Genomic DNA, 22,356 nt, shown 5'->3' with positions numbered 1-22,356 from the left:
CAGGAGAAAAAACATGATTGACAAAGACAGAATTATCTTAGACCAGCAAAAGAAGATTGAACACATTGAAAAGCTACAAGAGGAGCTACACACTCTAGCCATGTTTGGCATGTTCACTCTGAAAGTCGTAGGACTTCCTGATGAGGACGGCTTGCTTAAGAACACAATGGATACCATTCACAAGGTGTCACACGCTATCACTGATGTTCTAGAGGGTATGGAACCAAAGAAAGCTATTCAGGAGAACCTAACAGGCAAAGACAACAAAGAAGAGGAGGAAGACTAATGCTGAACCTATTGAAACAATTCCTAGGGCTGGAAGAGCCTACAACGACTGAACCAACTCAAGAGGGTAGCAACCTAATTGAGATGAGAGCTCTGCAAGCTGAAAACCGTGAGCTAAAAGAAGTCATCAGACAGAAGAACGCTCTACTGAGAGAGCTATCTGAGGAAAACATGGAGCTAGGGCGTGACCGTAGACGCTACGCTGACACCGTAGCCACTCAACAGCGTCTGATTGATGTCTATGAGAGCCAAGTGGGCTAGGAGGTAGAACATGGACAGAGGACTATTTGGCACCTTTGACTATGACCGTGACTACTTACAGCCTCCCGTAGAGCGTGAGGAGCGTGACCCTGATGAATGGATATTCAGAGGCGGTCAATGGATTTATGTAGGAGATGAGTAGCCTATGGAAATACAATGCTACGAAGATGACGCTTATTGGCGTAAACGATACCAGGGGCTCTGCTATGAGATGGGCGAAATCGTCAACGAGCAACAAGACAAGATTATCTCACTTAGTCAGGAAAACAAACGGCTGAGACGTGAGATTCGGAACATGAAACAGACCAAAAGGAGAAGAAGATGACTAATAATCAGCTATCAACACAAAACAAGAGAGATATTGCTATTGATACCAGTGTATGGACATTTCAAGATGTCAAACGCTACTTTGACCCACAGAACCTACTGACAGAGAAACAAGTAGGACAAGCTCTATCTCTTATCAAAGGGCGTAACCTGAACCCTCTGGCAAACGAGGTCTATATTGTCGCCTACAAGAAAAAGAGCGGTGGGACTGAGTTCAGCCTGATTGTCTCAAAAGAGGCATTTCTCAAGCGTGCTGCTCAAAATCCAAACTATGAGGGCTTTGAGGCTGGAGTGGTAACCGTTGATGATGAGGGTGTTATGCACGAACGCAAAGGGGCTCTCATGTTGCCTGGTGACACCCTTGTAGGCGGATGGGCTAGAGTGTACCGCAAAAATTTCAAGGTACCAGTGGAAATCTTTGTCAGTCGTGAGGAATACGACAAGAAACAAAGCACCTGGAACGCTATGCCAGCTACCATGATTAGAAAAACAGCGCTTGTCAACGCTCTACGTGAGGCTTTCCCAGAGGATTTGAGCAATATGTACACGGAAGATGACGGCGGTGAGACCTTTGACCGTATCCGTGATGTTACCCCACAACCTCAGGAGAGCCGTGAGGAAATCTTAGAGCGTAGACTCAACGAGGCTAAAGCACAGCAAGCCAAGCTAGCCGAACAAGGCAAGCTGAGTGAAACAGCCTATACAGCAGATGAAAACCCTGAACCACCTCAGGAACCAGTACAAGGCGAGCTATTGGATGACGGGGAACTAGAATACTAGGAGGATAACATGCAAGAATTACAGGTAAAAGTAACACAGGCTCAAGTTGAAATCATTGACCGCGAGAAATTTGAGCAGAATATCAATGAGGTTGTAGCTAAGTACGAGAATTACACGGTTACAGCTGGAACCATCAAGGAAGACAAGCAGGTACTGGCGGACTTACGCAAGCTCAAGAAACAGATTTCTGATGAGCGTATCAAGATCAAGCGTGAACTGTCACAGTCCGCTGATGAGTTTGACGATTACATCAAAACGACAGGCAAGCCTCTTGATGACACGATTGATAAAATTGCTACAGATGTCAAAGAGTTTGAAGAACATCAGAAAGCTGTCCGATTGGACACGGTTAAGAGCTATCTAGCTAACAAAGCCTCTGAGTACATGCTTGACCCTAGGCTATTTGATGAAAAAGCTCTTGAATACATCAAAGCTGGTGACTTTATGGCAGACGGCATGACCTTGAAGAAAGTCACAATGAAATCCCTTGATGACATGGTTACCTTTGAATTTCAAAAGCAACAGGAATACGAGAAAGCTAAGGCGACCATCTCAGGGCAATGTGCTGAGTACGGCATGACTGACCAGCCTTATATCCGTATGTTACGAGATTTGACAGTGCTAGAAGTCCTGGAGCAAATCAAGTCTGACTACGCTTTTGAAAAACAAAAGCAAGAAATTGAGCAGGCTAGACTAGAAAGAGAGCGACAGTTAGCGGCTCAGCAAGCTAAAGAGGAGGAACAAGCACAGAAATCAACGGAGACCCCAAAATTTGACCCAGAAACAGGCGAAATCTTGGAGAGTGGGGAATTATCCCAAAATAATCAGAACGCCCTTAGAGGGGCTGAGAATGACTCAAAACGATACACTCAAAAAATGACCCTTGAGGTCTACTTTGAGGATACAGCAGACAAAGACCGCTTTAAGGTTGGACTCAGTCAGCTTGGTTTTGAGCACAAGCAAAATTACCAAGTCAGCGGCTATCAACGTATTGAGCCATTGACTCAGGAACAACTCAATGAACAGTGTGGGTGGTAGTCATGGAAATTAGAGAAGTTACAGACAATATTGCCATCTATTCAGATGGCAAGAGGCTACAAGTCATTCATGACCTAGGAGATGAATTTATCCTAGACCTTGATTATCAGCTGGAGCCATTGCTCAATATTGATAGTCTCACCCAGGAAATTGTGGATAGCATTATCCCAATATTCAGAGTCAGCGGCTTTTGCTCAAGAGGTGGAGAGGATATGCACCGCTTACGTTGGGCTATCCTACAATTTGGAGAGTTTGAGCAATTTATCAAGGACTATCAGGATGACTTGCTTGAGTGGTGGAAAAATCCAGGAGGGAACGATGGTAATAACAATGGGTGAACTAAAAAAATTGCAGGAGAAGAACTCCATTCAGAAATCTGTCAATATCGCAGAGAAAGAAATAGATAGGCGGATTGAATTGACTGTTTTAGACGACAACGAAACGTATAAAGGTTTTTCGGTTGTTGTTGGTGTACCAAATTCAACACGCTGGTCAGGAAGAGGCCCTCTGTTTCTAAATGGAATAAGTGGGGCAAGCCTTGAGGTGGTCGGCTTAATTCTGAAACAACTAGCAAAAAAATACGGTGAAGCAGGTTATGATGTTTCAGAACCAAAACGGATTGATATTGGCATGCACGAAGACGCTCCAGGGTTTAATTTACAAATTCCCAATCAATTAACAGAGCTATCTAGTCGGCGAACGTAGCGCTAGAAAGGACAAGAAAGATGATTAACAACGTTACACTGGTAGGACGGCTAACAGCTGCTCCTGATTTACGCAAGACCCCTAGCAATGTTTCAGCATTGCAGGGCACCCTTGCCGTCAACCGCAATTTCAAGAACCAAAACGGAGAGCGTGAGGCTGATTTTATCAACTTTCAAGCCTGGCGTGGTATTGCTGACATCATTGCTGAGTACTGTGGCAAAGGCTCCCTAATTGGTATCACAGGGCGTATCCAGACACGGAGCTACGAAAACCAACAAGGTCAACGTGTCTATGTGACAGAGGTTGTGGCAGATAGTGTAGCCTTGCTAGAAAGCCGTAACAGCCAAGGTAGCCAGCAGAGCCAAGGGAACTCTTTCCAAAATGGAAACAGCTCACAAGGTGGCAACTGGCACTCTGGAGGCTCTACACAGTCTGAGTTTGCTAATAACTCATCAAGTGGCTATAGGTCTCCATTTGGGGACTCAAACCCTATGGACATTGATGACTCAGACTTGCCATTTTAGGAGGCACTGATGGATTGGTCTGACTGGGTCACGTATGAACCCAAAAATAGAGATGAGATTGTATCCAAGATAGAAAATGACGGCTACACTTATCCACATTATGACAAACCCAAAAACGGCGTAAAATTTGTGATGTGCTTAGAGGCGATTGAAAAAGATTGCCAAGCAACAGGTACTACGCTAAGTGAGGTTTATCCCTTGCAAACTAAACTTTTTTAACAGGAGAAACAACATCAATGATTACAAAAATAAACGTACCAAAAACATCAATCGTAATTGAGATTGAAGATAAAGAAATCACGATAGAAAACATGATTGATTATGATATAAAAATGGTCTTTCGCAACCAGGACGCAGAGCCGTCTCTTGATGAAAATGGGGATGTCTTTGAACCTCTTTACTGGTTAGATATTAGGGCTGTACCTAATGAGGCTACTGAGTATCACAGCAGCCTGGGTGTCAAGAAAGACAAAAGAAAACTTGCCGAACTACAAGCATTCTTTGAATATATTGAGTTAAACAAACAAAACCTCTTTGACCTCTGTGGTATGAGAGGGGAGCTAGCATGAGTAGTCTGACATTATCTCTTGATGTCTCTACTACTGGGACTGGTTGGGCTATCTATGATGGTTCAACCTTGCTCCAGAGTGGAGTTAGTAAACCTAAACAAAAATCATTCTACGAACGTGCAAAGGCTATGGCTAGCGAGCTTAAAACTATCCAGCTCAGAACTATCCAGCAACACGACAAGCCTTTTGAGTCTATTGTTATTGAGCAAAATACCGTAATGGGTCCTAATCAACAATCATCAATTAAGATAGGGATTGCAACAGGGGTTATCTTAGGTCGTCTTTTGGCAGAGGATATATATTTTGTCAACGTGTCTACATGGAGAAAATATTGGAAGTTCAGCTATAAAGACCGTAGTAAAAAATCAATGAAGAAACAGGCTGTAGATACCGTATCCGTAGAATTCAAGAAACAAGTAAAAGATGATGAGGCAGACGCTATCTTGATTGGTTCTTATTTTGTCAATCTTGGTAAGGATTTTGGAGACTTAGAAAGTCATAGAAATTGAGGTCATGGAATGGATGAACTAAAGAGGTATAGCCCAGTTTTAGGGCTAATCTGTATGCTTTTCTTTGCTGGTGGTGTCGCAACAGCCGTACTCTTTGATGATGAAGCTCCACAACGGCAGCCTATCATCATCCACAGCGTCGATAATGCAGGCGGTATGATGGCAGGACAAATCACAGATAAGGAAATCATAGAGGGACGCTACACAGTCACCGCTGGGGCTTACGGCAAGTTTCTAGTGACAAAGGAACAGTATGAAAGCCTCAAAGTTGGTGATGACATTCCTGAGTATTTGAAGAAAAGAGGAAATTAAGATGACAGAAACTATTAAACTACCAAACTACTACGAGCCTGATTGGGAAAATGCCAGATATGGCTCATTAGAAGAACTTAAAGAGTTGTTACTCTACAAGCGTATCGTGAAATGGGACAAAGACTTTCTACAGCTTGAAGATGGCACAAGGGTCACTATTGAAATGTCTGAAAGTGATTGCTGTGCCTCAGCAGGCGGGGAGTTTCAAGATGTATCACTTGACGCTGTGATTACTGATGTTGAAATTGGCAACCCTAAAGAAATCCCTGACCATTGGGGAGTAGGTTATAAAAACAAAGTAACTATCTTCCACAATCAGAACCCTGTAGCCATTGCCGACTGTGAAGCAGAGCATAACGGCTATTACTACAGCGTAGGCTCTCTAGTGATTGGGGACATTCATTTCCCAGTAGTGAAAGCGTAGGAGGCAACCAATGAACAAGCGACAACGTAAGAAGATGTTTACTAGGGCTTTCTCCAAGGCTTATGATGAGAGTTTGAAAGAGCAGAAGAAAAAGAGGCAAGTAAGCATTACTACTGTCAAAGACAAGTATGGTAAGTTTTACATCATTACCTCTCTCACTCATCAAGTAGAAATTATGAAGAACTGGACGGACAGCCCTGAGGAGATTACCATAGAGGGCTACATGCTGAATAATGAAAGGTTGGGATTGAAGAATGACATTGTTTGACGAAATTCAGGAATTAAGCTCAGAAAGTCACGCTAAGTGGTTCGAGCGCTACTTTAAAGAGTACGACCTTGAGCATAAAATTAAGGTGTCAGCGCAAAAGGGATATACGGGTTATCTAATCAATGTAATGTCAGCCGAGGACGAATATCTCCAGCGTCGATTAGACGACACAAGAACACTAGAAATGTTAAGAGAGCGGCTTGGAAAGGGGTTTTCAGTCGGGTATCAATTAACTCATTCTAAAAGCATATTCACAGGGCAGGAATATGTCTCTGATAAGAAGATACATATTACCTGGTAAAACAAAAAAGCCAAGGCACTCTCTGCCTCAGCTATAGTTTTCTGACAAAAACTATTATACCATAAAGGAGACGGAGAGTGAACAAGGCTAAAGAGCTCCTAAATGAGCTACAAAATCTTGATATGGACATTCAAAGCCGTATAGATGAAATCAATGAGCTTGAGGCAGGTTTGCTCTCAAGCCCGAAGTGGACAGCAGACAAAGTCAAGGGCGGTCAGGCTAAAAAAGTTGATGATGTCTATACTCGGCTTATTGTGATGAAAGAGGCAATAGAGCAAGATACCAAGGAAGTTATTGACAGGAAACTTGAACTTGGTAGGCTGATTAACAAGCTGAAAAATCCAAAGCACAGAACTATCTTGAGGATGACGTACATCAATAAAATGTATGTTGATGACATCTGTGACAGTATGGGAGGCATGAGCTCACCCACTTATTACCGCTTGAAAAAGCAGGCAGTGAATGAGCTTGATGTTATTCTTACAGAATTGATAGTAAATGATAGTAAATGATAGTGATTGTACAGGCATGAAGTCTAAAATCTGTTAGAATGGTAGTATCAAGAATTAAGGGTAAGGCACCTATGAAGTGTCTACCCTTTTCTTTTTGTCAAAACAAACAAAGCAGGGAGGAGGGCATGGAGAAAAGTGAACTAGCACGCAAAGACTATGAGGCAGGCATGAAGTACAAAGATATTGCTACTAAGCATGATGTCTCAATTAACACAGTCAAATCATGGCAACGTAGGCACAAATGGAGCCGTGACAAAAAGGGTGCACCCAAAAACCCAAGAGGTGCACCCAAAGGGAATAAGAATGCAGACGGGCACGGAGCACCTAAAGGAAACACCAACGCCCTCAAACATGGCTTGTTTGCTAAGTATCTGCCTCAAGAGGTTTATGAGATAGCTCAGGAGGTTTCAGAGAAACAGCCTATAGATATACTCTGGGAAAACATCACGCTGACCTATGCTAATCTATTGCATGCTCAGCGTATTTTATTTGTCCAGGATATAGAAGATACCAGCACCTTTGTCACAAGCACAGGAAAGGCTGGCACAGGCTATGAACATCATACAGCATGGGATAAGCAAAGCAAGGCTCTAGCTGCAATAGCAAGGGCGCAGTCAGAGCTTAAAGGCATGATTAAGACCTATGATGAGTTGACACGGTCACCGCTGGTTACAGAGGAGCAACGCCTGAGAATTGATAACCTCAAGGCTCAACTAGGCTCTAATGATGAGGATGACACAGTCATTACTGGATTTGCATTTGATAGGAGTGAGTACAATGGCGATACTGAACCTAGCGAAGCTGATTAACCCAGTATTTGATAGCGTCCTATACACCCTCAAGAGCCATGTGGTGCTAAAGGGTGGGCGTGCCTCTACTAAGTCCTCTGTGGTGTCTATTGACCTAGTGAACAGCTTTATCAGTGACCCTCTAGGTAATGTGGTAGTACTACGCAAGGTTGGTAAGTACCTGAGGATGTCCGTCTATGAACAGATACGGTGGGCAATCTATGAGATGGGGCTAGCTAATCAGTTTCACTTTGGAAAGTCACCGCTACAAATCACTCACAAGAAGACGGGCACAGCGTTCTATTTCTACGGTGTAGACGACCCCATGAAACTCAAATCACAGAAGATAGCTAAAGGCTATGTCATGGCTGTATGGTTTGAGGAGCTGGCAGAGTTTGCAGGGCGTGAGGACATTGATATAGTTGAGGATACCTTTATCCGTCAAGAGCTGCCTAATGGCAAAGAGGTCAAGGTCTATTTCACCTACAACCCACCACGCAACCCTTACGACTGGATAAATGAATGGGTAGCAGAGAAAGCAGGAGATCCAACTTATCTCATACATCACAGCACCTATCTTGATGACAAGCTAGGCTTTTTGTCTAAGCAGATGAAAGCAAAGATAGCCAGGTACAAGGAGACTGACCCTGACTATTACCGCTGGATGTATCTAGGAGAGGTGATAGGGCTTGGTAATCATGTCTACAACATGAACTACTTTAAGCCGCTAGAGAGCCTCCCTGATGATGACAAGGTGATAGGTATATCATTTGCCCTGGATACAGGACACCAGCAATCAGCTACAGCTTGTGGGGCTTATGGGCTTACCGCTAAAGGTAATGTTATCTTGCTTGATACTTTCTACTATAGCCCAGCTGGCAAGACGATTAAAAAGGCACCTAGTGAGCTCTCAGTGATGATACATGACTTTATAGACAAGGTCATGAAGACTTACAGAGTGCCAAAGCTCAAGATGACTATTGATAGTGCTGAGGGTGCTTTGAGAAATCAATATTTCAAAGATTATGGCGAACGCTGGCACCCAGTAGCCAAGAAGAAAAATCAGACCATGATTGACATGGTTATCAGCTTACTAGCTGAGGGACGCTTTTACTACCTTGACATCCCAGCTAACAAGGTATTTGTTGAGGAGCATAAGATGTACCGCTATGATGACAAGTCACTGAATACGGATGAGCCTAAGGTTATCAAAGAAGATGACCACACGGTAGATGAGTTCAAGTACTTTGTCTTAGATAACGCTAGGGAGCTAGATTTGAAAGCCTAAAGGAGCTAACAATGGGAATAGTACAAACTATCAAGAATTTCTTTACAAGGAGTAAGTATGTGATGACTACACAAAACTTAACGAACATAACAGACCACCCCAAGATAGCGGTGTCTAGTGCTGAGTATGACCGTATCAGGGAAAATCTCAAATACTTTGCAGGGCGTTATCCACAAATTGAGTACAAGGATAGCAACGGCACAAAGCAAAAGCGGGACTTTAATCATTTACCAGTAGGCAGAACAGCCTCTAAGAAGATTGCAAGCCTAGTATTCAATGAGCAGGCTGAAATCAAGGTAGATGATGAGAGAGCTAATGAGTTTATTCAGCAACAGCTACAAAATGACCGCTTTATCAAGAATTTTGAACGGTACCTAGAGAGCTGTTTGGCTCTTGGAGGGCTTGCTATGCGTCCATACGTCGATAAGGACAAGGTGAGAGTCTCATTCATTCAGGCTCCTGTCTTTCTGCCTCTCCAGTCAAACACTCAAGATGTTTCTAGCGCTGCTATCATTACCAAGACTATCAAGTCAGAGGGTAATAAGCAGAAGTTTTACACTCTAATTGAGCTCCATGAGTGGGGCAAGGATGACAAGTACACTGTGACAAATGAACTCTACAAGTCTGATAATCAGCATGTCGTAGGGGCTAGAGTGCCTTTGTCAGAGCTCTATGAGGACTTGGAGGAGGTAGTAGACCTTAACGGGCTTAGCCGTCCATTGTTTACTTATCTCAAGACTCCAGGGATGAATAACAAGGACATTAACAGCCCACTTGGTCTGTCCATCTTTGACAACGCTAAGACCACTATTGACTTCCTCAATACCACTTATGATGAGTTTATGTGGGAGGTCAAAATGGGTCAGCGTAGGGTAGCAGTGCCTACTCAGATGATTAAGACGGAGTACAACCAGCAAGGCGAAAAAGTGACCGTCAAGCGTGAGTTTGAAACAGGTCAGAATGTCTATGAGCAGTTTGACTCAGGCGACATGGACAAGGGTATAGGTATCACAGACCTTACAACCCCTATCCGCTCTGATGACTATATCAAGGCTATCAATGAGGGACTGAAACTCTTTGAAATGCAGATAGGAGTGTCAGTTGGGATGTTCACCTTTGACGGCAAGAGCATGAAGACAGCCACAGAGATTGTCTCAGAGAACTCTGACACCTACCAAATGCGGAACAGCATTGTAAGTCTGGTTGAGCAGTCACTCAAGGAGCTGATTGTATCCATGTTAGAGTTGGCAAAAGCCTACAAGCTCTACAAGGGCAATATCCCTGACATGGACTCTATCAGTATCAATCTTGATGATGGGGTCTTTACTGACCGCAACGCTGAGCTTGATTACTGGATTAAGGTTGTAAACGCTGGCTTTGGTACAGATGTCATGGCTATTGAGAAAGTGCTCAATGTAACCCCTGAGAAAGCTCTTGAGATTAAGGCTGAAATCAGCGGTAATGCCATTGATGAGGCAAGTGATGACCGTAGCCCTGATGATGTAGAAATTTACGGAGAGTAACTAGATGGCTGATGACAAGAAGAAACCAATCAAGCTAAATGATGAGCAGCTCATGCTTGACGCTAGTCAGGTTGCAGACATCTATCATCAGCTTACACTTGACCTGTTTGACCAGGTTGTAGACCGTGTCAAAGAGCGTGGCTCTGCCAGCCTTGATGATAACCCCTACATCTGGCAACTTGAGAAGATGAATGAGATGGGGCTACTCAATGAGCATAACCTCAAACTCATCTCTGAACGCTCAGGGATTGCTGAGGAACAGCTCAGGCACGTTATCCAGGGCGAGGGCTACCAAATCTACCAAGACACCAAACAACAGCTTATAGAGGCTACTGGAGGCACTGGCACGGTTGCTAACAGCCTTATCCAGAACAACCTAGCAGCCTATGTCAATCAGACTATGAATGACATTGATAACCTCATCAACACAACGCTACCAAAGAGCGTGATAGGGGCTTACAAGTCCATCATTGAGGAGGCTACAGCAAAGGTTGTCACTGGTCTTGCCACATCAGAGAAAGCTATTGCTGATACTGTCATGAAATGGGCTAAAAAAGGCTTTTACGGCTTTACAGACAGCCAAGGCAAACGTTGGAGAGCTGATACCTACGCTAGGCAGGTTATCAAGTCCACAGCTTGGCGTGTCTATCGTGAGGTCAGGATGGCTCCAGCTGAGGAGATGGGGATAGATACCTTTTACTACTCCAAGAAATCCACAGCAAGAGAGATGTGTGCTCCTCTGCAACATCAGATAGTTACTACTGGCGTTGCTAGAACAGAGAAAGGTGAGCGTATCCTTGCCCTCTCAGACTACGGCTACGGCTCTGCTGGAGGCTGTCTAGGTATCAACTGTAGGCATGAGATAACTCCCTTTGTTGTAGGAGCTAACTACAAGCCTGAGCTAGGGGATGATGTCAAGGACATCACACCGGAGCAAGCGATAGAAAACGCCAATGCCCAAGCAAAACAGAGAGCGCTTGAACGGTCTATCAGGCAGTCTAAGGAATATCTGCACGTTGCAGAGAAACTAGGCAACCAGGAGCTGATAGACAAGTATAAGAACAAGGTGAGGATACAACAGGGAGCCATGAGGGACTACCTCAGACAGCACCCATTCCTACACCGTGATTATGCTAGAGAAAGATACTACTACAATGATGATACTGTCCAAAAGTTATACAAAACTATTGACAAACGCTCTAAAAAGGAGTATTCTGAAATACTACGAAAAGGCAAAGCAATTAGTAAAAATCAGCGCTTAGAACAGTCTAGGCGCTTTTCTTATGCCCAAAAATCAGGAGGTAACCATGAATAAACGTATCAAAAAGAAACGTGAACTTGAGGACAAAGTCAAGTGGCTTGAGACTATGCTTGATTATGCTATTCATGAAATCATCAGGCAAGATAAAGAGCTTGAGGAGTTGAAACAGATTAACTCACGCAATGCTCAGGCTACTAATTCAAGATTTGATTATCTTGAGAAGAAAGTAGCTGACAAGGTATCTAAAAAATCTTGGTTTAGTCGCAAGTAAGGAGGCGGTCACTCATCTTGACTGGTAGGAAAGACTATCGAAATTTGACTTGTTGACGCCAACAAAATTGGCAACCAAGCCATTTATGGCTTAACCGTTTGGAAATCCAAGCGGTTTTTATTTTGCACTCTTAGTGTAGCGGTAGCACATCAAGCTCCAACCTTGATAGCGTGGGTTCAAATCCTACAGAGTGTGTTGTCTGACATGACGTAAACTGTCAAATTCTGCCCCTCGTGGCGTAAAACAAAGGAGTTAAGGTATGAGCCTTAAACGTAAGATGTTGGTTGACGCAGGTATCGAAGATAAAGCAGTGCTAGATAATATCATGCAAGCGTACGGTGCAGGTATTGAAAATACAAAGGCACAAGCTAAGTCTGAGTTACAGGCAGAAAACGACACCTTGAAACAACAACTTGAGCAACAAACCCAAGCTGTCAAGGAGTTACAGGAAAAAGAGGGAGCTAGTGAGGAAAGCAAGCAACAGCTAGCAGACTTACAAGCCCAATTTGACCAGTACAAGACTGACAATGAGGCGAAACTTGCCCAGGTAACCAAAACTAACGCTGTAGCCCTTGCTTTGAAAGATGTGGGAGCTTACAACTCTGAGGACTTGATGAAGTTCATTGACCTAGACAAGATTGAGCTAGGAGAAGATGGGAAACCTATCTTAGATGACACTATCAATGCTCTCAAAGAGTCCAGCCCTTACTTATTCCAAGGTGAAGACGAACAGCCTAACCCTAAGATTTCAGTTGGTGGCAACCCAGCAGCCGAACCAGGCGAAAAGGGGAATGCTTTTGATGAAATCATGAGTAAATATTAAAAACAAAAGGAGAGTAGTATGTCTACAAAAATTTACACAAAAAACTATATGGATATGCTGGCAAAGATTATAGAAAGCCGCTCACGTTTCTTACGTTCGTTCGGTGGTCAAATTCAGATTTATGATGGAGTAGCAGACTCTGACACAATGCTCCATTTGAAAGTGAACAACACCAAGGCAGTTATCAAAAAGTATGACAAAGGCGAAAACGTAGGGTTTGGAACAGGTACTGGTTCAACCAACCGCTTTGGCCAACGCCTAGAAATCAAGTCTATTGATTTAACAGTTCCTTACGAGGCTCCTATTGCAATCCATGAGGGGATTGACAATGTGATTGTTAATGATGTACCTGACAAAGTTGTAGCTGAGCGTTTAGAAGAAAATGCCCTAGCTCAAACTGAATATATCAATGAATTGCTTGCAAAAGCCTTGTCTGACAATGCAAGTGAAACATTGACGGGTCAAATGACAGAGGAAGGTGTAACAAAAACATTTGCAGCAGCACGTAAGAAGTTTGTCAATAACAAAATTTCTAAGAGTATTGCTTGGGTTGCCTACGTTACATCAGATGTCTATGATTTCTTGATTGACTCAAAACTTGCCACAACAGCTAAAAACTCATCAGCCAACATTGATGAACAAAGCCTGTATAAATTCAAAGGGTTCGTTTTGGAAGAAACGCCTGATGAATACTTCCAAGAGGGAGAACAAGTCATGTTTGCAGTTGATGGTGTGGGTATTGCAGGTGTAGGCTTGCAGATTGTCCGTACTATTGACGCAGATGACTTCTACGGTGTAGCAATCCAAGGAGCTGGTAAGTACGGTAAGTACATTGCTGATGAAAACAAAGTAGGTATCCTTAAAGCTAAACTGGCTCCAGCAGGCTAAAAATGGAGGTCTAAATGGCTAAATTCAAAGTAGTATCGGATTTTTGGGACATTGAAAAAGATGAGTATATTGAAAAAGGCTCAGTCATTGATGTCACTAAAAAACGTGCCGAGGAAATCAATAACAATATTGGTTTTCAGGTAGTTATCGAAGAAAAAACAGTAAAGGAGTAGTCTAAATGGCTAAATTTAAAGCAACATCAAACGTGGTCTTTATCGTTGATGGTAAAGAGCAAAGCTACGACAAAGACACTGAGTATGACATGGATGTCAAGACAGCTGATGAGTTGAACGCTAAAGGGCAAGTAACTCACCCAGAACTCAGTCCATTCTTTGAACGTATCAACGAAGAAAAAGCAGCAAAGGCGGACAAATAACACCGCCTTTTTAATTGGAGGTGGTTATTATCGCTTACTTAACTCAAGATGAATTTAAAGAGCTTGGTTTTGACGAAGTAGAGGGCTTCGAAAAACTCGTAAAGAGGGCGGAGGTGTCTATCAACCTCTTTCTTAATGGGTTCTATGACTTTATAGACTTTGAGAAAGAGATTGACCACAGAAAGCAAGCGGTCAAGTTAGCTACGGCTTTTCAAGTGGCTTACTTAGACGCTAGCGGTATCATGACAGCTGATGATAAGCAATCGGTGGCTAGTGTGTCGCTTGGTCGTACTTCTGTGAGCTACAGAGACACCTCTAGCTACTCTTTAGAGAGCGCTAGGTATAATCTGTCCCAGGACGCTCTAAACACGCTGAAAACAGCAGGATTTGGCTACAGGGGGGTAGGTTATGACAGACATTGATAAGCGTTTGCTGGTCGATACTGTAACTATCCAAAAACCAACGGAGGAAAAAGACGGATGGGGTAAAGTAATACTAGAAAGCCCAGTGACCCTTAAACCTGTTAGGTTCGATAGACAGTATCAAGTGCAAGGCACTCAGAACAACCGCAAAGAGTCCAAGCCTAGCGTCCTGTTTGTGTATCCCAAGTATTGCCCAGTTGTCTTAGATGACACCTTTGAAAATGCCATTGTCAATGACGGAAAACGTGAGTACAGAGTAACCTCTGTGGTTCCTGTTAGTTATCCACATAAGCAAAAGATTTTTTGTTATGAAGTGGAGTGCGTCTGATGGGAGCAAAAGTATCTGTCAAGGTTGACCTCAAGGGCATTGAGAAAAAGGTATCATCAGCAGCCTTAGCCAAAGGCAAGCTAGCAATAGCTAATCAGATGATGATGGACATGACCCCATTTATTCCACGCAAGAGCGGAAACCTTAGCGGTAGCGGACAGGCTACAAAGGACGGGGTGAGATACCCTGGACCGTATGCCAGAGCCCAGTTTTACGGCTCAAGCTACAACAAACATAGGAGTTTTACCTTTAAAAAGTACACCACTCCTGGGACAGGCAAGCGGTGGGATAAGAAAGCTACAGCTCTGCATGTTAAGGATTGGGGCAAGGTCGGTCTAAGAGCAATGGGAGTAAAAGCATGAACAACAACGATTTTTCAGAAGTCCTTAGAGATTTCATCAATACGCTAAACTTGCCTCTGACTTGTACCTTAGATTACTTGTCAGAGAAAGAGAGTTTAGTTATCTACCCTTTACCTGGTGGCAAGGTTGAGAAAGAATACATGAACGGTAAACAGCTAATTAGCTTGGTTTATGAAGTGGCAATCAAAACGACTGATCACGAAAAAACCAGCTCTATCCTGTGGACCATCAATCATGCTCTTGCTGATTTCAACCTTGAACTACCAAGTAAAAACAATTCGTATCAATTCATGGGCCTTGAAGTCTCACAGCCATTTCTTAATGACCGTGACGAACAAGGCTTTTATATTTATATGCTGGACGTAACAGCAAAATTAGAAACAAATGGAGGAAATTAAATGCCAAAATTAAAAAATGCCAAACGCAAGCACTTTATTGCCGAATGGTCAGCAGACAGTGCAGCTACTGAGCCAACAGGCGACGCTTGGAAATGGCTTGCAGATGGGGTAACCACTGCAGAAGTTGAGAACGACGAAGAAACAGATGACGTTGCGTACTACAACGGTGACGGTACCAAGAAAACCGTTGTTACATCTGTTAAAAAAGGTTACAGCTTTGAGGGCGACTACATCCGTGAGGATGCAGCTCAAGCGCTCATTGCATCTAAAGAGCTCAAAACTGGTGATGATCGTAATCTTTGGTTCAAAGTGGTTGAAGCAGATGGCAAGACTCAAAAAGTCGGCGTAGCTACTGTCTCAGACATCAAAATCGGTGGCGGTGAGGCTTCCGAATACGAAGCATTCGAGGCTACTATCAGCTGGAACTCTGCACCTAAAGAGTCTGTTGTTGTGGGCTAATAACTTAACTCAAAGGGGAGTCTAACGCTCCCCTTTTTATTTTTGATTAGTAGGAGAATAACAAAATGGTAGTAATTAAAAAGCGTAACAATATTATCCCTGTAGAGTTTGGCGATTTTACTCTTGAGTTTGTATCAAATGACTTAAGCATCCGCAAAATGGAAGAAGTCGGCAAGAAATTGCAAAAAGAGGGAGGAGAGTTGGCTGAAAAAGCTGACAACAATGCTCTTGACGCCTTACAAGGTATGGTCAAGGAGTCATGGACCGCTCTATTCGGTGTTGAGGCTTATGATAAAGTCTACGCATTCTCTGGAGAGTCCACAGTAGACGCTATGGCTTACCTACTTGAGACAATCGCAGGTGTAGTGAACGAATGGGAGCAACGCAATAACGTCGACGCACTCAAAAAGTATCTAGGTGACTAACATGCTGGATCTATCAAGGAAGTTAACAGATGAGTTGGTCCTTGGTGATGATGTGTATCCGCTAAATATCGCCTTCAACAAGGTTTTGAAGGTAGTGGAGCTAATCAATGATGGTGATATCGAGGATATCTACAAGCCTTATCTGGCTATTCAGATTTTCACGGGCGTAGATTTTACCTCTAAGTTATCGCCAGAAGAGGCAACAGCGATCTTTAAGATGATATTTGAGGAACACGTCCGAATAATCCCAGTGAAAGACACAGCTCCAGTGTTAGACCTAGCTGGCAATCCAATTAAGAGCAAAATACGCTCACAATCCCAGTCTGAGGACGGAGAGCGTCTGTTTAGCTTGAAGTATGATGCTGAGTACATCTACGCATCATTTTTGCAGGCTTATGGTATCGACTTGATGGATGCACAGAACAGCCTACACTGGAAAAAATTCAACGCCCTATTAAATGGGCTACCTAGTGACACAAAGTTTGCTGAGGTGCTTAAAATAAGGGCCTACAAGCCCCAAAAAGGCGACAGCAAGAAGTACAAGGAGAGTATGAAAGAACTCAAGAAAGAGTACGCTCTACCTAAAGAATTTGACTACTAATCGGAGAAAGGAGGTACACAATGGCAGATGGTTCGGTTACTATCAAGGTTGATATAGATAGCTCTGATGCCAAGTCTGGCGTCAGCAAGCTTAAAGCCTTATTTGGTGGTCTCGAAAGTGCCAGCTCAAAAGCTGGGTCTGTGTTTAAGTCAGTACTCGGTGCCAACTTGATTAGTTCGGCGCTAACAAGTGGCATCAGCACAATTACTGGCGGTATTCGTGATATGGCCTCTGAACTTAATGGATCGCAGAAAGCGTGGAAGACCTTTGAGGGAAACCTACAGGCTTTTGGTCGGTCAACTGATGAAATCAAGGCAGCCAAAGCCGAGATGCAGGACTTTGCCACCAAGACCATCTACTCAGCCTCCGACATGGCTAGCACCTACTCACAGCTCGATGCTGTTGGTACTAAAAATGTTGGTAGTCTAGTTAAGGCCTTTGGTGGACTTGCTGCATCAGCAGAAAACCCAGCACAGGCCATGAAATCACTATCCACTCAAGCAACACAGATGGCAAGTAAGCCTAAGGTAGCTTGGATGGACTTCAAGATCATGATGGAACAAGCCCCAGCAGGTATGGCAGCAGTAGCCAAAGAGATGGGGATGTCCACAGCCGAGTTAGTATCAGCTGTGCAAGATGGAAAAATCAAGACTGAGGATTTCTTCGATGCCATGAACCGAGCAGGTAACTCTGACGCTTTCCAGAAAATGGCTACAGAGTTCAAGACGGTTGATCAGGCAATCGACGGAGCAAAGGAAAGTCTAGCTAACAAGCTAATGCCTGTCTTTGAGAAGTTGAACTCATTCGGGATCAAAGCAGTAAACGCCTTATCTGACGCCCTTGGCAAAATCAACTTTGACAAGATGGCAGAAGGTCTAGGCAAATTCTTCGATGGTGTCAATATCGAGGCCATCATCTCAAACATTAGCAATGCCATCTCTAACGTTGTTTCAAAAATTAAAACCTTCTGGTCTGCATTCGCTAATACAGGAGCTGTTTCAGCATTTGCTGGAGCAATCAAAAGTATTGCTGGAGCTCTGGGCCATGTATGGGAAAGTCTAACAGCTTCAAACGTGCTAACAACGATAGGCAATGCTCTTGGCACAGTCGTCAAGTGGTTATCTCAGGCTGCTACAATGGCTGCTAACTTTGTAAAATCTATGCCACCTGGAGTCATCCAGGCAATAGCTGGCGGTCTAGTAGGTCTGATTGCTGCTTTCAAGGCTCTAAATTTCTTGAAATCGTTCAATCCTTTTGGAATGTTCCAGAAAAATGCTACTACTGGGATCAGTGGAGTACAATCCGTTGTCCGAAGTGCAAGCAATGGCATTGTAAATGTCATTCGCAGTCTGGGCCAAAGTGTAGCTGCTGCTGCTAGAGGTATTGGACAAGGTATAGGTGCTGCATTCAGAGGCATTGGGCAAGGGTTATCTATGGTTAATCCTGCTACTATCCTTGCGCTCTCTGTAGCTATCTTAGCTGTGGGTGCAGCAATGGCTCTGGCTGGTATGCAAGGCGCTGGAATTGCTAAAATCTTGCAAGGTATCGGTAGCGTGATTGAGTCGGTAGGCCAAGCATTCGCTACTATCGCAAGCTCAATCATCGGCGCATTCGCCAAGGCGATTGTTACTATTGCCCCAGCTGTTCAGGCTTTCGTGCCTGTTATTCATGCTATTGGGGAGGCTATCGGGACTGTTGTGGTAGCAGTCGGCTTAGTAGCACCACAATTGGCAATCTTGGTCAATGCATTTGGTACAGCATTCAGCTCTATTATTCAGGCTGTAGGTACCGCTGTTCAATCTATAGCGTCTGGTATCGCCCAAATTGTTACGGCGTTTGCTCCGATTGTGGAAACTATCGGAAACACAATAGTCCAAGTAACTCAGATCATCATGACGAACCTGCCACCAGTGTTGGAAGCTGTAGCCCCTATCATTGAAACATTAGGGAATGTATTTACAACTACTGCTCAGATTATCGCTAACGCTATTGTACAGATTGTACAGGCTTTAGTCCCAGTAATGCCAGCAGTGGCACAAGTGGCATCGGCTATTGGCTCAGCGGTATCATCTATTGCTGAGGCATTCGCTAGTGTGGTTGGTCAGATTGCTCCAATCATTGATAGCTTATCCAATCTATTCACCAGCGTTGGCTCTGCTATCCAGAGCGCTCTTACTCCTGTAGCCCCAATCATTGAGGCGTTTGGTAACTCCGTCAAGTCTGTATTTGAGGGAGCAGCAGATGTCATCCGTTCTTTTGGTGATGCAGTCAAGAGCATCTTAGACGGTGTTTCTGGTGTTATCAAATCCATCGGCCAAGCAATCAAAGACGCTGGTCAAGGATTTAAACTGTTTGGCGAGGGTGTTAAACTTGCTGGAGACAACGGGCTACAAGCTGCTGCTGGTATCGGTGCAGTTGCTGCGGCGGTCCTCGGACTTGGCGCTGCTTCTGCTGGAGGGAACCTTAACGGCTTCCGTGCCGATTTGGACAAACTGGATACAGTCATGTACAAAATTAGCGGCAGAAACGTTGGCGCAGTATTCTCACAAATGGGGAGCGGTATGCAGATAGCTGCAAGCATGGTGTCCAGATTAACAACTGGCCTGCCATTAGTAGCAACTGCAATGCAACAGCTAGGCCCTGCCTCTACAGCATCAGCTACTGGAATCCGTTCATTCGCTCAAGGATTTTCTTTACTTGGTGCATCGCTCTCTGGAGCTGTACCGATGTTTACACAAATGACAAGTAGTTTCACACGCTTCAACTCTGGTATCACAACAGCAACATCAGTCATGACTATGTTCGGATCAGTGTTAGCTAGTATCCAGGGCGTGCTAAGTTCGGTTGTATCATCTCTAACGTCGTTCTTATCTACTAGTACGGCCGTTAATGCATCTGTGCAGTCTATGCAAGCATCATTTATGAGCCTTGGCTCATCGCTGGCAACGTCTGGTACTATGTTCGGACAGTTAGGGGCAGTGATGACGGCAGCAATGTCTCAAGTGGCATCTGCCGCTATGTCTGGCATGTCAAGAGTAGAGTCTGTAATCCGTTCTAGCATGATGCAAGCAGTAGCATCTGTTACTAGTAGCATGATGCAGATTGTTATGGTTATAAGAATGTCAGCGGTCCAAATGACTCAAGCAGGTCAACAAGCAGGGCGTGGCGTTGCTAATGGCGTAACTAACGGCATCCGTGCTGGCATTGGATCAGCAACAGCTGCAATGTCAGCAATGGTCAACGCAATCCGTTCTACAGCGGCAGCAGGCGCTGGTATGATGGTAGGAATTGGTGCCATGATTGGCCAAGGTTTGGCGCAAGGTATGTACTCAGCTCTTGGAGCAGTTACAGCGGCAGCCAACGCTCTTGTAGCACAGGCTGAGCGTGCAGCTCAAGCTAAAGCCAAAATCCACAGTCCATCACGGCTATTCAGGGACAATGTCGGGCGCTATATCGCTCAAGGTATCGCTGTAGGTATCGAGCAAAACACGTCTGATGTGACCGATAGCCTAGCTTACGTGCAAAGAGAGATGTCAGCGTTTAAATTTGGCGTTGAGGATCTCTTAGGTCTTGGCAGTAGCACTCTATCAAGTCAATTCAAGCTCAAATCACGCACAGAACGTGCTGAGACAAGCCAGATTGAAGTGATTAGAGAGCAATCGGACAAAGCTCTCACTAGAGCGCTAGAAGTGGCTGAGGAGGCTGTTAAGCGTCCAGTCAACTTGATGCTTGATGATGGTACTCTGGTTGCTAAAATCGGGGCTCCTATAACTAACTTCCAAAATGACAAGTTAATGCTGGATAACATGATGAGAGGGATAATTCGATGAACAATGACACTATAATTTTCAATGGATTTGACCTCTCAAAGGTCATCCGCATAATTGAAATCATCCGACCTGTGGGGAATGAAAGGTCAATCACTACCAATAATGCCCCACGGTTGGGAGTTAATCTGCAAGAAGTGAGAACTGGACCCAAAATCATCAAGGTTAAGTTTGCCATGCAGTTTTCTGATGGTGCGAGCCTTGAGCAAGCCAAGCACACGCTGGCTGGTGTCTTCAAGACCAATGAGGCAGTTAAAATAACCATCAGTGACGAGCCAGACAAGTACTATATGGGCTTGATCTCTGGTTCTGTCAATATGGACAACGTAACCCGTTGGTTCCAAAAAGGGGAGTTTGAAATCCTTATCCCTGATGGTGTAGCTCACAGCTCAACCTATCGACGATTTGAAAATGGGACGGCATCAGGTGACAAGATCACATTCGACCTTATCAACAATGGCAATGATGATGCAGTTCCTGTAATCACTGTTAAAAACAACTCAGAAAACGGCTATATCGGCCTTGTTAATGTAAACGGGGCCTTAGAGGTCGGAGACCGTGAGGAAGCTGATACAGAGCAGTACAGACGTTCTGAGGTGCTATTTGACTATCGAGATAGCAAAATCACAACAGGTCTATCGCAGGCCCAAAAGAATGTAGCTGTTTTGAATGATACAAGTCAAAATTTAAAAGGTACCGTCGGGATTGATAATGCTTGGGGACGTCCACATTTAGCCTTGACTAGTCGAGGTAGTGGACCTCAACCAAACAATGCAGGGTCTTTGACTTGGACAATTCCAGCAGATAGCTCAGGAGCTACTGGCTCTCTTAATGACTATATCTGGTGGAGGCAGGTTTTTTGGCTTGGCGCTGCCAACGAGTTTGGCTTTATCAAATTGACTGTCTCTGACGACCAGGGACAGTTTTTGTATGGAGTTGAGACGTTCAAACGGTATAACGGCTTAGGTTGCGAGTATAACTTCATGGCTAGCAACGGTAGAGGTGGCTACAACATGGTTAAGCAGTGGAGTTTTACAGGGACGCATTGGGATTATCACAACCCATTCAATGAGCCCAGGGGATGGTCTGATATCAAACGCAATGATGATCAGGTCACTGTTTTTTGGTGGGGTGGATATAACACGTTTACGATCCCCGAAATTAAAGGTAGAAAGTCAGCTAAAATCCATGTGGCTTTTGGAGCACTTGGTAATAAACCTCTAGTAACTCACATGTACCTTGATAGCATTTACTATCAAAAGGATTTTGTTAGTGCAACCAGAGATGTCCCAAACCGCTACCCGATGGGATCAAATGTGATTTTAGATTGTGAGAATGACACGGTTATCGTTGATGGGATTGAGCGAGTGATGGACATTGTCCACGGCTCAAATTTCATCACTATCCCTCCTGGCAACAGTAAACTAGAGGTTTATTGTTCGAGCTGGGCAAGGGTCAAGCCGTCGGTGAAAGTAGAATTTAGAGAAAGGTATCTATAGCT

Annotated in this window: 34 protein-coding genes, 1 tRNA gene and 1 pseudogene; all 36 read left to right on the top strand. The window is 44.1% G+C overall.

Going from position 1 to position 22,356, the window contains the following annotated elements:
• Window positions 1–13: 13 nt before the first annotated feature.
• The 36 genes and pseudogenes from K1J10_RS03325 (at window position 14) to K1J10_RS03155 (ending at window position 22,354) form a co-directional block, all read left to right on the top strand.
• Entirely contained in the window at window positions 14–286 is a 273-nt protein-coding gene (locus tag K1J10_RS03325) for a hypothetical protein (protein ID WP_223355873.1), read from the top strand.
• On the top strand, window positions 286–546 hold the full coding sequence (locus K1J10_RS03320) for a hypothetical protein (RefSeq protein WP_223355872.1): 261 nt from the start codon (window positions 286–288) through the stop codon (window positions 544–546). The genes K1J10_RS03325 and K1J10_RS03320 overlap by 1 nt, the downstream gene beginning before the upstream one ends.
• 10 nt (window positions 547–556) lie before the next feature.
• Window positions 557–688: a hypothetical protein gene (locus tag K1J10_RS10705; RefSeq protein WP_263285377.1), complete on the top strand. Its 132-nt coding sequence runs from the start codon at window positions 557–559 to the stop codon at window positions 686–688.
• Between the two features lie 3 nt (window positions 689–691).
• Window positions 692–871, top strand: coding sequence for a hypothetical protein (locus tag K1J10_RS03315; protein WP_223355871.1), 180 nt, complete (start codon window positions 692–694; stop codon window positions 869–871).
• On the top strand, window positions 868–1,653 hold the full coding sequence (bet, locus tag K1J10_RS03310; protein WP_223355870.1) for a phage recombination protein Bet: 786 nt from the start codon (window positions 868–870) through the stop codon (window positions 1,651–1,653). Before K1J10_RS03315 ends, bet begins: the two co-directional genes overlap by 4 nt.
• A 9-nt stretch (window positions 1,654–1,662) precedes the next feature.
• A complete protein-coding gene (locus tag K1J10_RS03305) occupies window positions 1,663–2,691 on the top strand; it encodes a DUF1351 domain-containing protein (protein WP_223355869.1) in 1,029 nt (342 codons plus the stop codon).
• A gap of 2 nt (window positions 2,692–2,693) precedes the next feature.
• Window positions 2,694–3,029 (top strand): hypothetical protein, encoded by a 336-nt coding sequence (locus tag K1J10_RS03300; protein WP_223355868.1) that lies wholly within the window; start codon window positions 2,694–2,696, stop codon window positions 3,027–3,029.
• Entirely contained in the window at window positions 3,010–3,396 is a 387-nt protein-coding gene (locus tag K1J10_RS03295) for a hypothetical protein (protein ID WP_223355867.1), read from the top strand. The genes K1J10_RS03300 and K1J10_RS03295 overlap by 20 nt, the downstream gene beginning before the upstream one ends.
• Window positions 3,397–3,416: 20 nt before the next feature.
• A complete protein-coding gene (ssb, locus tag K1J10_RS03290) occupies window positions 3,417–3,920 on the top strand; it encodes a single-stranded DNA-binding protein (protein ID WP_223355866.1) in 504 nt (167 codons plus the stop codon).
• Between the two features lie 9 nt (window positions 3,921–3,929).
• A complete protein-coding gene (locus tag K1J10_RS03285; RefSeq protein ID WP_223355865.1) occupies window positions 3,930–4,139 on the top strand; it encodes a hypothetical protein in 210 nt (69 codons plus the stop codon).
• Between the two features lie 17 nt (window positions 4,140–4,156).
• Window positions 4,157–4,489 carry a hypothetical protein gene (locus tag K1J10_RS03280; RefSeq protein ID WP_223355864.1) on the top strand — a complete coding sequence of 111 codons (333 nt, stop codon included), beginning with the start codon at window positions 4,157–4,159 and terminating at the stop codon, window positions 4,487–4,489.
• Entirely contained in the window at window positions 4,486–4,998 is a 513-nt protein-coding gene (locus K1J10_RS03275) for a RuvC family protein (protein WP_223355863.1), read from the top strand. Before K1J10_RS03280 ends, K1J10_RS03275 begins: the two co-directional genes overlap by 4 nt.
• Window positions 4,999–5,007: 9 nt before the next feature.
• Window positions 5,008–5,310: a DUF1372 family protein gene (locus tag K1J10_RS03270; protein WP_223355862.1), complete on the top strand. Its 303-nt coding sequence runs from the start codon at window positions 5,008–5,010 to the stop codon at window positions 5,308–5,310.
• A 1-nt stretch (window position 5,311) separates the two neighbouring features.
• Window positions 5,312–5,734, top strand: a complete 423-nt coding sequence (locus tag K1J10_RS03265) for a DUF7448 domain-containing protein (protein WP_223355861.1) — start codon at window positions 5,312–5,314, stop codon at window positions 5,732–5,734.
• Window positions 5,735–5,744: 10 nt separating this feature from the next.
• Window positions 5,745–6,002: a hypothetical protein gene (locus K1J10_RS03260; protein WP_223355860.1), complete on the top strand. Its 258-nt coding sequence runs from the start codon at window positions 5,745–5,747 to the stop codon at window positions 6,000–6,002.
• A complete protein-coding gene (locus tag K1J10_RS03255; RefSeq protein WP_223355859.1) occupies window positions 5,989–6,303 on the top strand; it encodes a hypothetical protein in 315 nt (104 codons plus the stop codon). Before K1J10_RS03260 ends, K1J10_RS03255 begins: the two co-directional genes overlap by 14 nt.
• A gap of 77 nt (window positions 6,304–6,380) precedes the next feature.
• The gene (locus K1J10_RS03250; protein WP_223355858.1) at window positions 6,381–6,815 is read left to right on the top strand and encodes a DUF1492 domain-containing protein; all 435 of its coding nucleotides are present in this window, start codon (window positions 6,381–6,383) and stop codon (window positions 6,813–6,815) included.
• A 125-nt stretch (window positions 6,816–6,940) separates the two neighbouring features.
• Complete coding sequence (terS, locus tag K1J10_RS03245) at window positions 6,941–7,624, top strand: phage terminase small subunit (protein ID WP_223355857.1); 684 nt, start codon at window positions 6,941–6,943, stop codon at window positions 7,622–7,624.
• Entirely contained in the window at window positions 7,593–8,891 is a 1,299-nt protein-coding gene (locus tag K1J10_RS03240; RefSeq protein WP_223355856.1) for a PBSX family phage terminase large subunit, read from the top strand. The genes terS and K1J10_RS03240 overlap by 32 nt, the downstream gene beginning before the upstream one ends.
• A gap of 11 nt (window positions 8,892–8,902) precedes the next feature.
• Window positions 8,903–10,414, top strand: coding sequence for a phage portal protein (locus K1J10_RS03235; protein WP_317629277.1), 1,512 nt, complete (start codon window positions 8,903–8,905; stop codon window positions 10,412–10,414).
• 4 nt (window positions 10,415–10,418) lie between these two features.
• Window positions 10,419–11,577 (top strand): annotated as a pseudogene (locus tag K1J10_RS03230) (phage minor capsid protein); the annotation flags it as partial.
• Window positions 11,578–11,721: 144 nt separating this feature from the next.
• On the top strand, window positions 11,722–11,946 hold the full coding sequence (locus K1J10_RS03225) for a hypothetical protein (protein ID WP_093651470.1): 225 nt from the start codon (window positions 11,722–11,724) through the stop codon (window positions 11,944–11,946).
• A 124-nt stretch (window positions 11,947–12,070) separates the two neighbouring features.
• Window positions 12,071–12,141 (top strand) — tRNA-Trp (locus K1J10_RS03220).
• A 64-nt stretch (window positions 12,142–12,205) separates the two neighbouring features.
• A complete protein-coding gene (locus K1J10_RS03215; protein WP_223355853.1) occupies window positions 12,206–12,769 on the top strand; it encodes a phage scaffolding protein in 564 nt (187 codons plus the stop codon).
• An 18-nt stretch (window positions 12,770–12,787) separates the two neighbouring features.
• Entirely contained in the window at window positions 12,788–13,657 is an 870-nt protein-coding gene (locus K1J10_RS03210; protein WP_223355852.1) for a capsid protein, read from the top strand.
• A 14-nt stretch (window positions 13,658–13,671) separates the two neighbouring features.
• On the top strand, window positions 13,672–13,830 hold the full coding sequence (locus tag K1J10_RS03205) for a hypothetical protein (protein ID WP_172020711.1): 159 nt from the start codon (window positions 13,672–13,674) through the stop codon (window positions 13,828–13,830).
• A gap of 5 nt (window positions 13,831–13,835) precedes the next feature.
• Complete coding sequence (locus K1J10_RS03200) at window positions 13,836–14,033, top strand: hypothetical protein (RefSeq protein WP_115283096.1); 198 nt, start codon at window positions 13,836–13,838, stop codon at window positions 14,031–14,033.
• A gap of 14 nt (window positions 14,034–14,047) precedes the next feature.
• Complete coding sequence (locus tag K1J10_RS03195; protein ID WP_223355851.1) at window positions 14,048–14,455, top strand: hypothetical protein; 408 nt, start codon at window positions 14,048–14,050, stop codon at window positions 14,453–14,455.
• Window positions 14,442–14,783 carry a putative minor capsid protein gene (locus K1J10_RS03190; RefSeq protein ID WP_223355850.1) on the top strand — a complete coding sequence of 114 codons (342 nt, stop codon included), beginning with the start codon at window positions 14,442–14,444 and terminating at the stop codon, window positions 14,781–14,783. The genes K1J10_RS03195 and K1J10_RS03190 overlap by 14 nt, the downstream gene beginning before the upstream one ends.
• Window positions 14,783–15,145, top strand: coding sequence for a minor capsid protein (locus tag K1J10_RS03185; RefSeq protein ID WP_223355849.1), 363 nt, complete (start codon window positions 14,783–14,785; stop codon window positions 15,143–15,145). The genes K1J10_RS03190 and K1J10_RS03185 overlap by 1 nt, the downstream gene beginning before the upstream one ends.
• Window positions 15,142–15,543 (top strand): minor capsid protein, encoded by a 402-nt coding sequence (locus K1J10_RS03180; protein WP_223355848.1) that lies wholly within the window; start codon window positions 15,142–15,144, stop codon window positions 15,541–15,543. The genes K1J10_RS03185 and K1J10_RS03180 overlap by 4 nt, the downstream gene beginning before the upstream one ends.
• Complete coding sequence (locus K1J10_RS03175) at window positions 15,544–16,002, top strand: phage tail tube protein (RefSeq protein WP_223355847.1); 459 nt, start codon at window positions 15,544–15,546, stop codon at window positions 16,000–16,002. It abuts the gene before it with no gap.
• 65 nt (window positions 16,003–16,067) lie between these two features.
• Entirely contained in the window at window positions 16,068–16,427 is a 360-nt protein-coding gene (locus K1J10_RS03170; RefSeq protein WP_223355846.1) for a hypothetical protein, read from the top strand.
• A gap of 1 nt (window position 16,428) precedes the next feature.
• Window positions 16,429–17,028 (top strand): Gp15 family bacteriophage protein, encoded by a 600-nt coding sequence (locus tag K1J10_RS03165; protein WP_223355845.1) that lies wholly within the window; start codon window positions 16,429–16,431, stop codon window positions 17,026–17,028.
• A 20-nt stretch (window positions 17,029–17,048) separates the two neighbouring features.
• Window positions 17,049–20,858, top strand: coding sequence for a tape measure protein (locus tag K1J10_RS03160; RefSeq protein WP_223355844.1), 3,810 nt, complete (start codon window positions 17,049–17,051; stop codon window positions 20,856–20,858).
• On the top strand, window positions 20,855–22,354 hold the full coding sequence (locus K1J10_RS03155; RefSeq protein WP_223355843.1) for a distal tail protein Dit: 1,500 nt from the start codon (window positions 20,855–20,857) through the stop codon (window positions 22,352–22,354). Before K1J10_RS03160 ends, K1J10_RS03155 begins: the two co-directional genes overlap by 4 nt.
• Window positions 22,355–22,356 lie beyond the last annotated feature (2 nt).

Source organism: Streptococcus australis (assembly GCF_019930045.1).
GTDB classification, from domain to species: domain Bacteria; phylum Bacillota; class Bacilli; order Lactobacillales; family Streptococcaceae; genus Streptococcus; species Streptococcus australis_D.
The sequence above is the reverse complement of the archived record's forward strand: the minus strand, read 5'-3'. Positions and strand labels throughout refer to the sequence as shown.

Coding starts and splice junctions, on each gene's coding strand:
- K1J10_RS03325 (WP_223355873.1), top strand. CDS start 14: ATGATTGACAAAGACAGAATTATCTTAGACCAGCAAAAGAAGATTGAA.
- K1J10_RS03320 (WP_223355872.1), top strand. CDS start 286: ATGCTGAACCTATTGAAACAATTCCTAGGGCTGGAAGAGCCTACAACG.
- K1J10_RS10705 (WP_263285377.1), top strand. CDS start 557: ATGGACAGAGGACTATTTGGCACCTTTGACTATGACCGTGACTACTTA.
- K1J10_RS03315 (WP_223355871.1), top strand. CDS start 692: ATGGAAATACAATGCTACGAAGATGACGCTTATTGGCGTAAACGATAC.
- bet (WP_223355870.1), top strand. CDS start 868: ATGACTAATAATCAGCTATCAACACAAAACAAGAGAGATATTGCTATT.
- K1J10_RS03305 (WP_223355869.1), top strand. CDS start 1,663: ATGCAAGAATTACAGGTAAAAGTAACACAGGCTCAAGTTGAAATCATT.
- K1J10_RS03300 (WP_223355868.1), top strand. CDS start 2,694: ATGGAAATTAGAGAAGTTACAGACAATATTGCCATCTATTCAGATGGC.
- K1J10_RS03295 (WP_223355867.1), top strand. CDS start 3,010: ATGGTAATAACAATGGGTGAACTAAAAAAATTGCAGGAGAAGAACTCC.
- ssb (WP_223355866.1), top strand. CDS start 3,417: ATGATTAACAACGTTACACTGGTAGGACGGCTAACAGCTGCTCCTGAT.
- K1J10_RS03285 (WP_223355865.1), top strand. CDS start 3,930: ATGGATTGGTCTGACTGGGTCACGTATGAACCCAAAAATAGAGATGAG.
- K1J10_RS03280 (WP_223355864.1), top strand. CDS start 4,157: ATGATTACAAAAATAAACGTACCAAAAACATCAATCGTAATTGAGATT.
- K1J10_RS03275 (WP_223355863.1), top strand. CDS start 4,486: ATGAGTAGTCTGACATTATCTCTTGATGTCTCTACTACTGGGACTGGT.
- K1J10_RS03270 (WP_223355862.1), top strand. CDS start 5,008: ATGGATGAACTAAAGAGGTATAGCCCAGTTTTAGGGCTAATCTGTATG.
- K1J10_RS03265 (WP_223355861.1), top strand. CDS start 5,312: ATGACAGAAACTATTAAACTACCAAACTACTACGAGCCTGATTGGGAA.
- K1J10_RS03260 (WP_223355860.1), top strand. CDS start 5,745: ATGAACAAGCGACAACGTAAGAAGATGTTTACTAGGGCTTTCTCCAAG.
- K1J10_RS03255 (WP_223355859.1), top strand. CDS start 5,989: ATGACATTGTTTGACGAAATTCAGGAATTAAGCTCAGAAAGTCACGCT.
- terS (WP_223355857.1), top strand. CDS start 6,941: ATGGAGAAAAGTGAACTAGCACGCAAAGACTATGAGGCAGGCATGAAG.
- K1J10_RS03240 (WP_223355856.1), top strand. CDS start 7,593: ATGGCGATACTGAACCTAGCGAAGCTGATTAACCCAGTATTTGATAGC.
- K1J10_RS03235 (WP_317629277.1), top strand. CDS start 8,903: ATGGGAATAGTACAAACTATCAAGAATTTCTTTACAAGGAGTAAGTAT.
- K1J10_RS03225 (WP_093651470.1), top strand. CDS start 11,722: ATGAATAAACGTATCAAAAAGAAACGTGAACTTGAGGACAAAGTCAAG.
- K1J10_RS03215 (WP_223355853.1), top strand. CDS start 12,206: ATGAGCCTTAAACGTAAGATGTTGGTTGACGCAGGTATCGAAGATAAA.
- K1J10_RS03210 (WP_223355852.1), top strand. CDS start 12,788: ATGTCTACAAAAATTTACACAAAAAACTATATGGATATGCTGGCAAAG.
- K1J10_RS03205 (WP_172020711.1), top strand. CDS start 13,672: ATGGCTAAATTCAAAGTAGTATCGGATTTTTGGGACATTGAAAAAGAT.
- K1J10_RS03200 (WP_115283096.1), top strand. CDS start 13,836: ATGGCTAAATTTAAAGCAACATCAAACGTGGTCTTTATCGTTGATGGT.
- K1J10_RS03190 (WP_223355850.1), top strand. CDS start 14,442: ATGACAGACATTGATAAGCGTTTGCTGGTCGATACTGTAACTATCCAA.
- K1J10_RS03185 (WP_223355849.1), top strand. CDS start 14,783: ATGGGAGCAAAAGTATCTGTCAAGGTTGACCTCAAGGGCATTGAGAAA.
- K1J10_RS03180 (WP_223355848.1), top strand. CDS start 15,142: ATGAACAACAACGATTTTTCAGAAGTCCTTAGAGATTTCATCAATACG.
- K1J10_RS03175 (WP_223355847.1), top strand. CDS start 15,544: ATGCCAAAATTAAAAAATGCCAAACGCAAGCACTTTATTGCCGAATGG.
- K1J10_RS03170 (WP_223355846.1), top strand. CDS start 16,068: ATGGTAGTAATTAAAAAGCGTAACAATATTATCCCTGTAGAGTTTGGC.
- K1J10_RS03165 (WP_223355845.1), top strand. CDS start 16,429: ATGCTGGATCTATCAAGGAAGTTAACAGATGAGTTGGTCCTTGGTGAT.
- K1J10_RS03160 (WP_223355844.1), top strand. CDS start 17,049: ATGGCAGATGGTTCGGTTACTATCAAGGTTGATATAGATAGCTCTGAT.
- K1J10_RS03155 (WP_223355843.1), top strand. CDS start 20,855: ATGAACAATGACACTATAATTTTCAATGGATTTGACCTCTCAAAGGTC.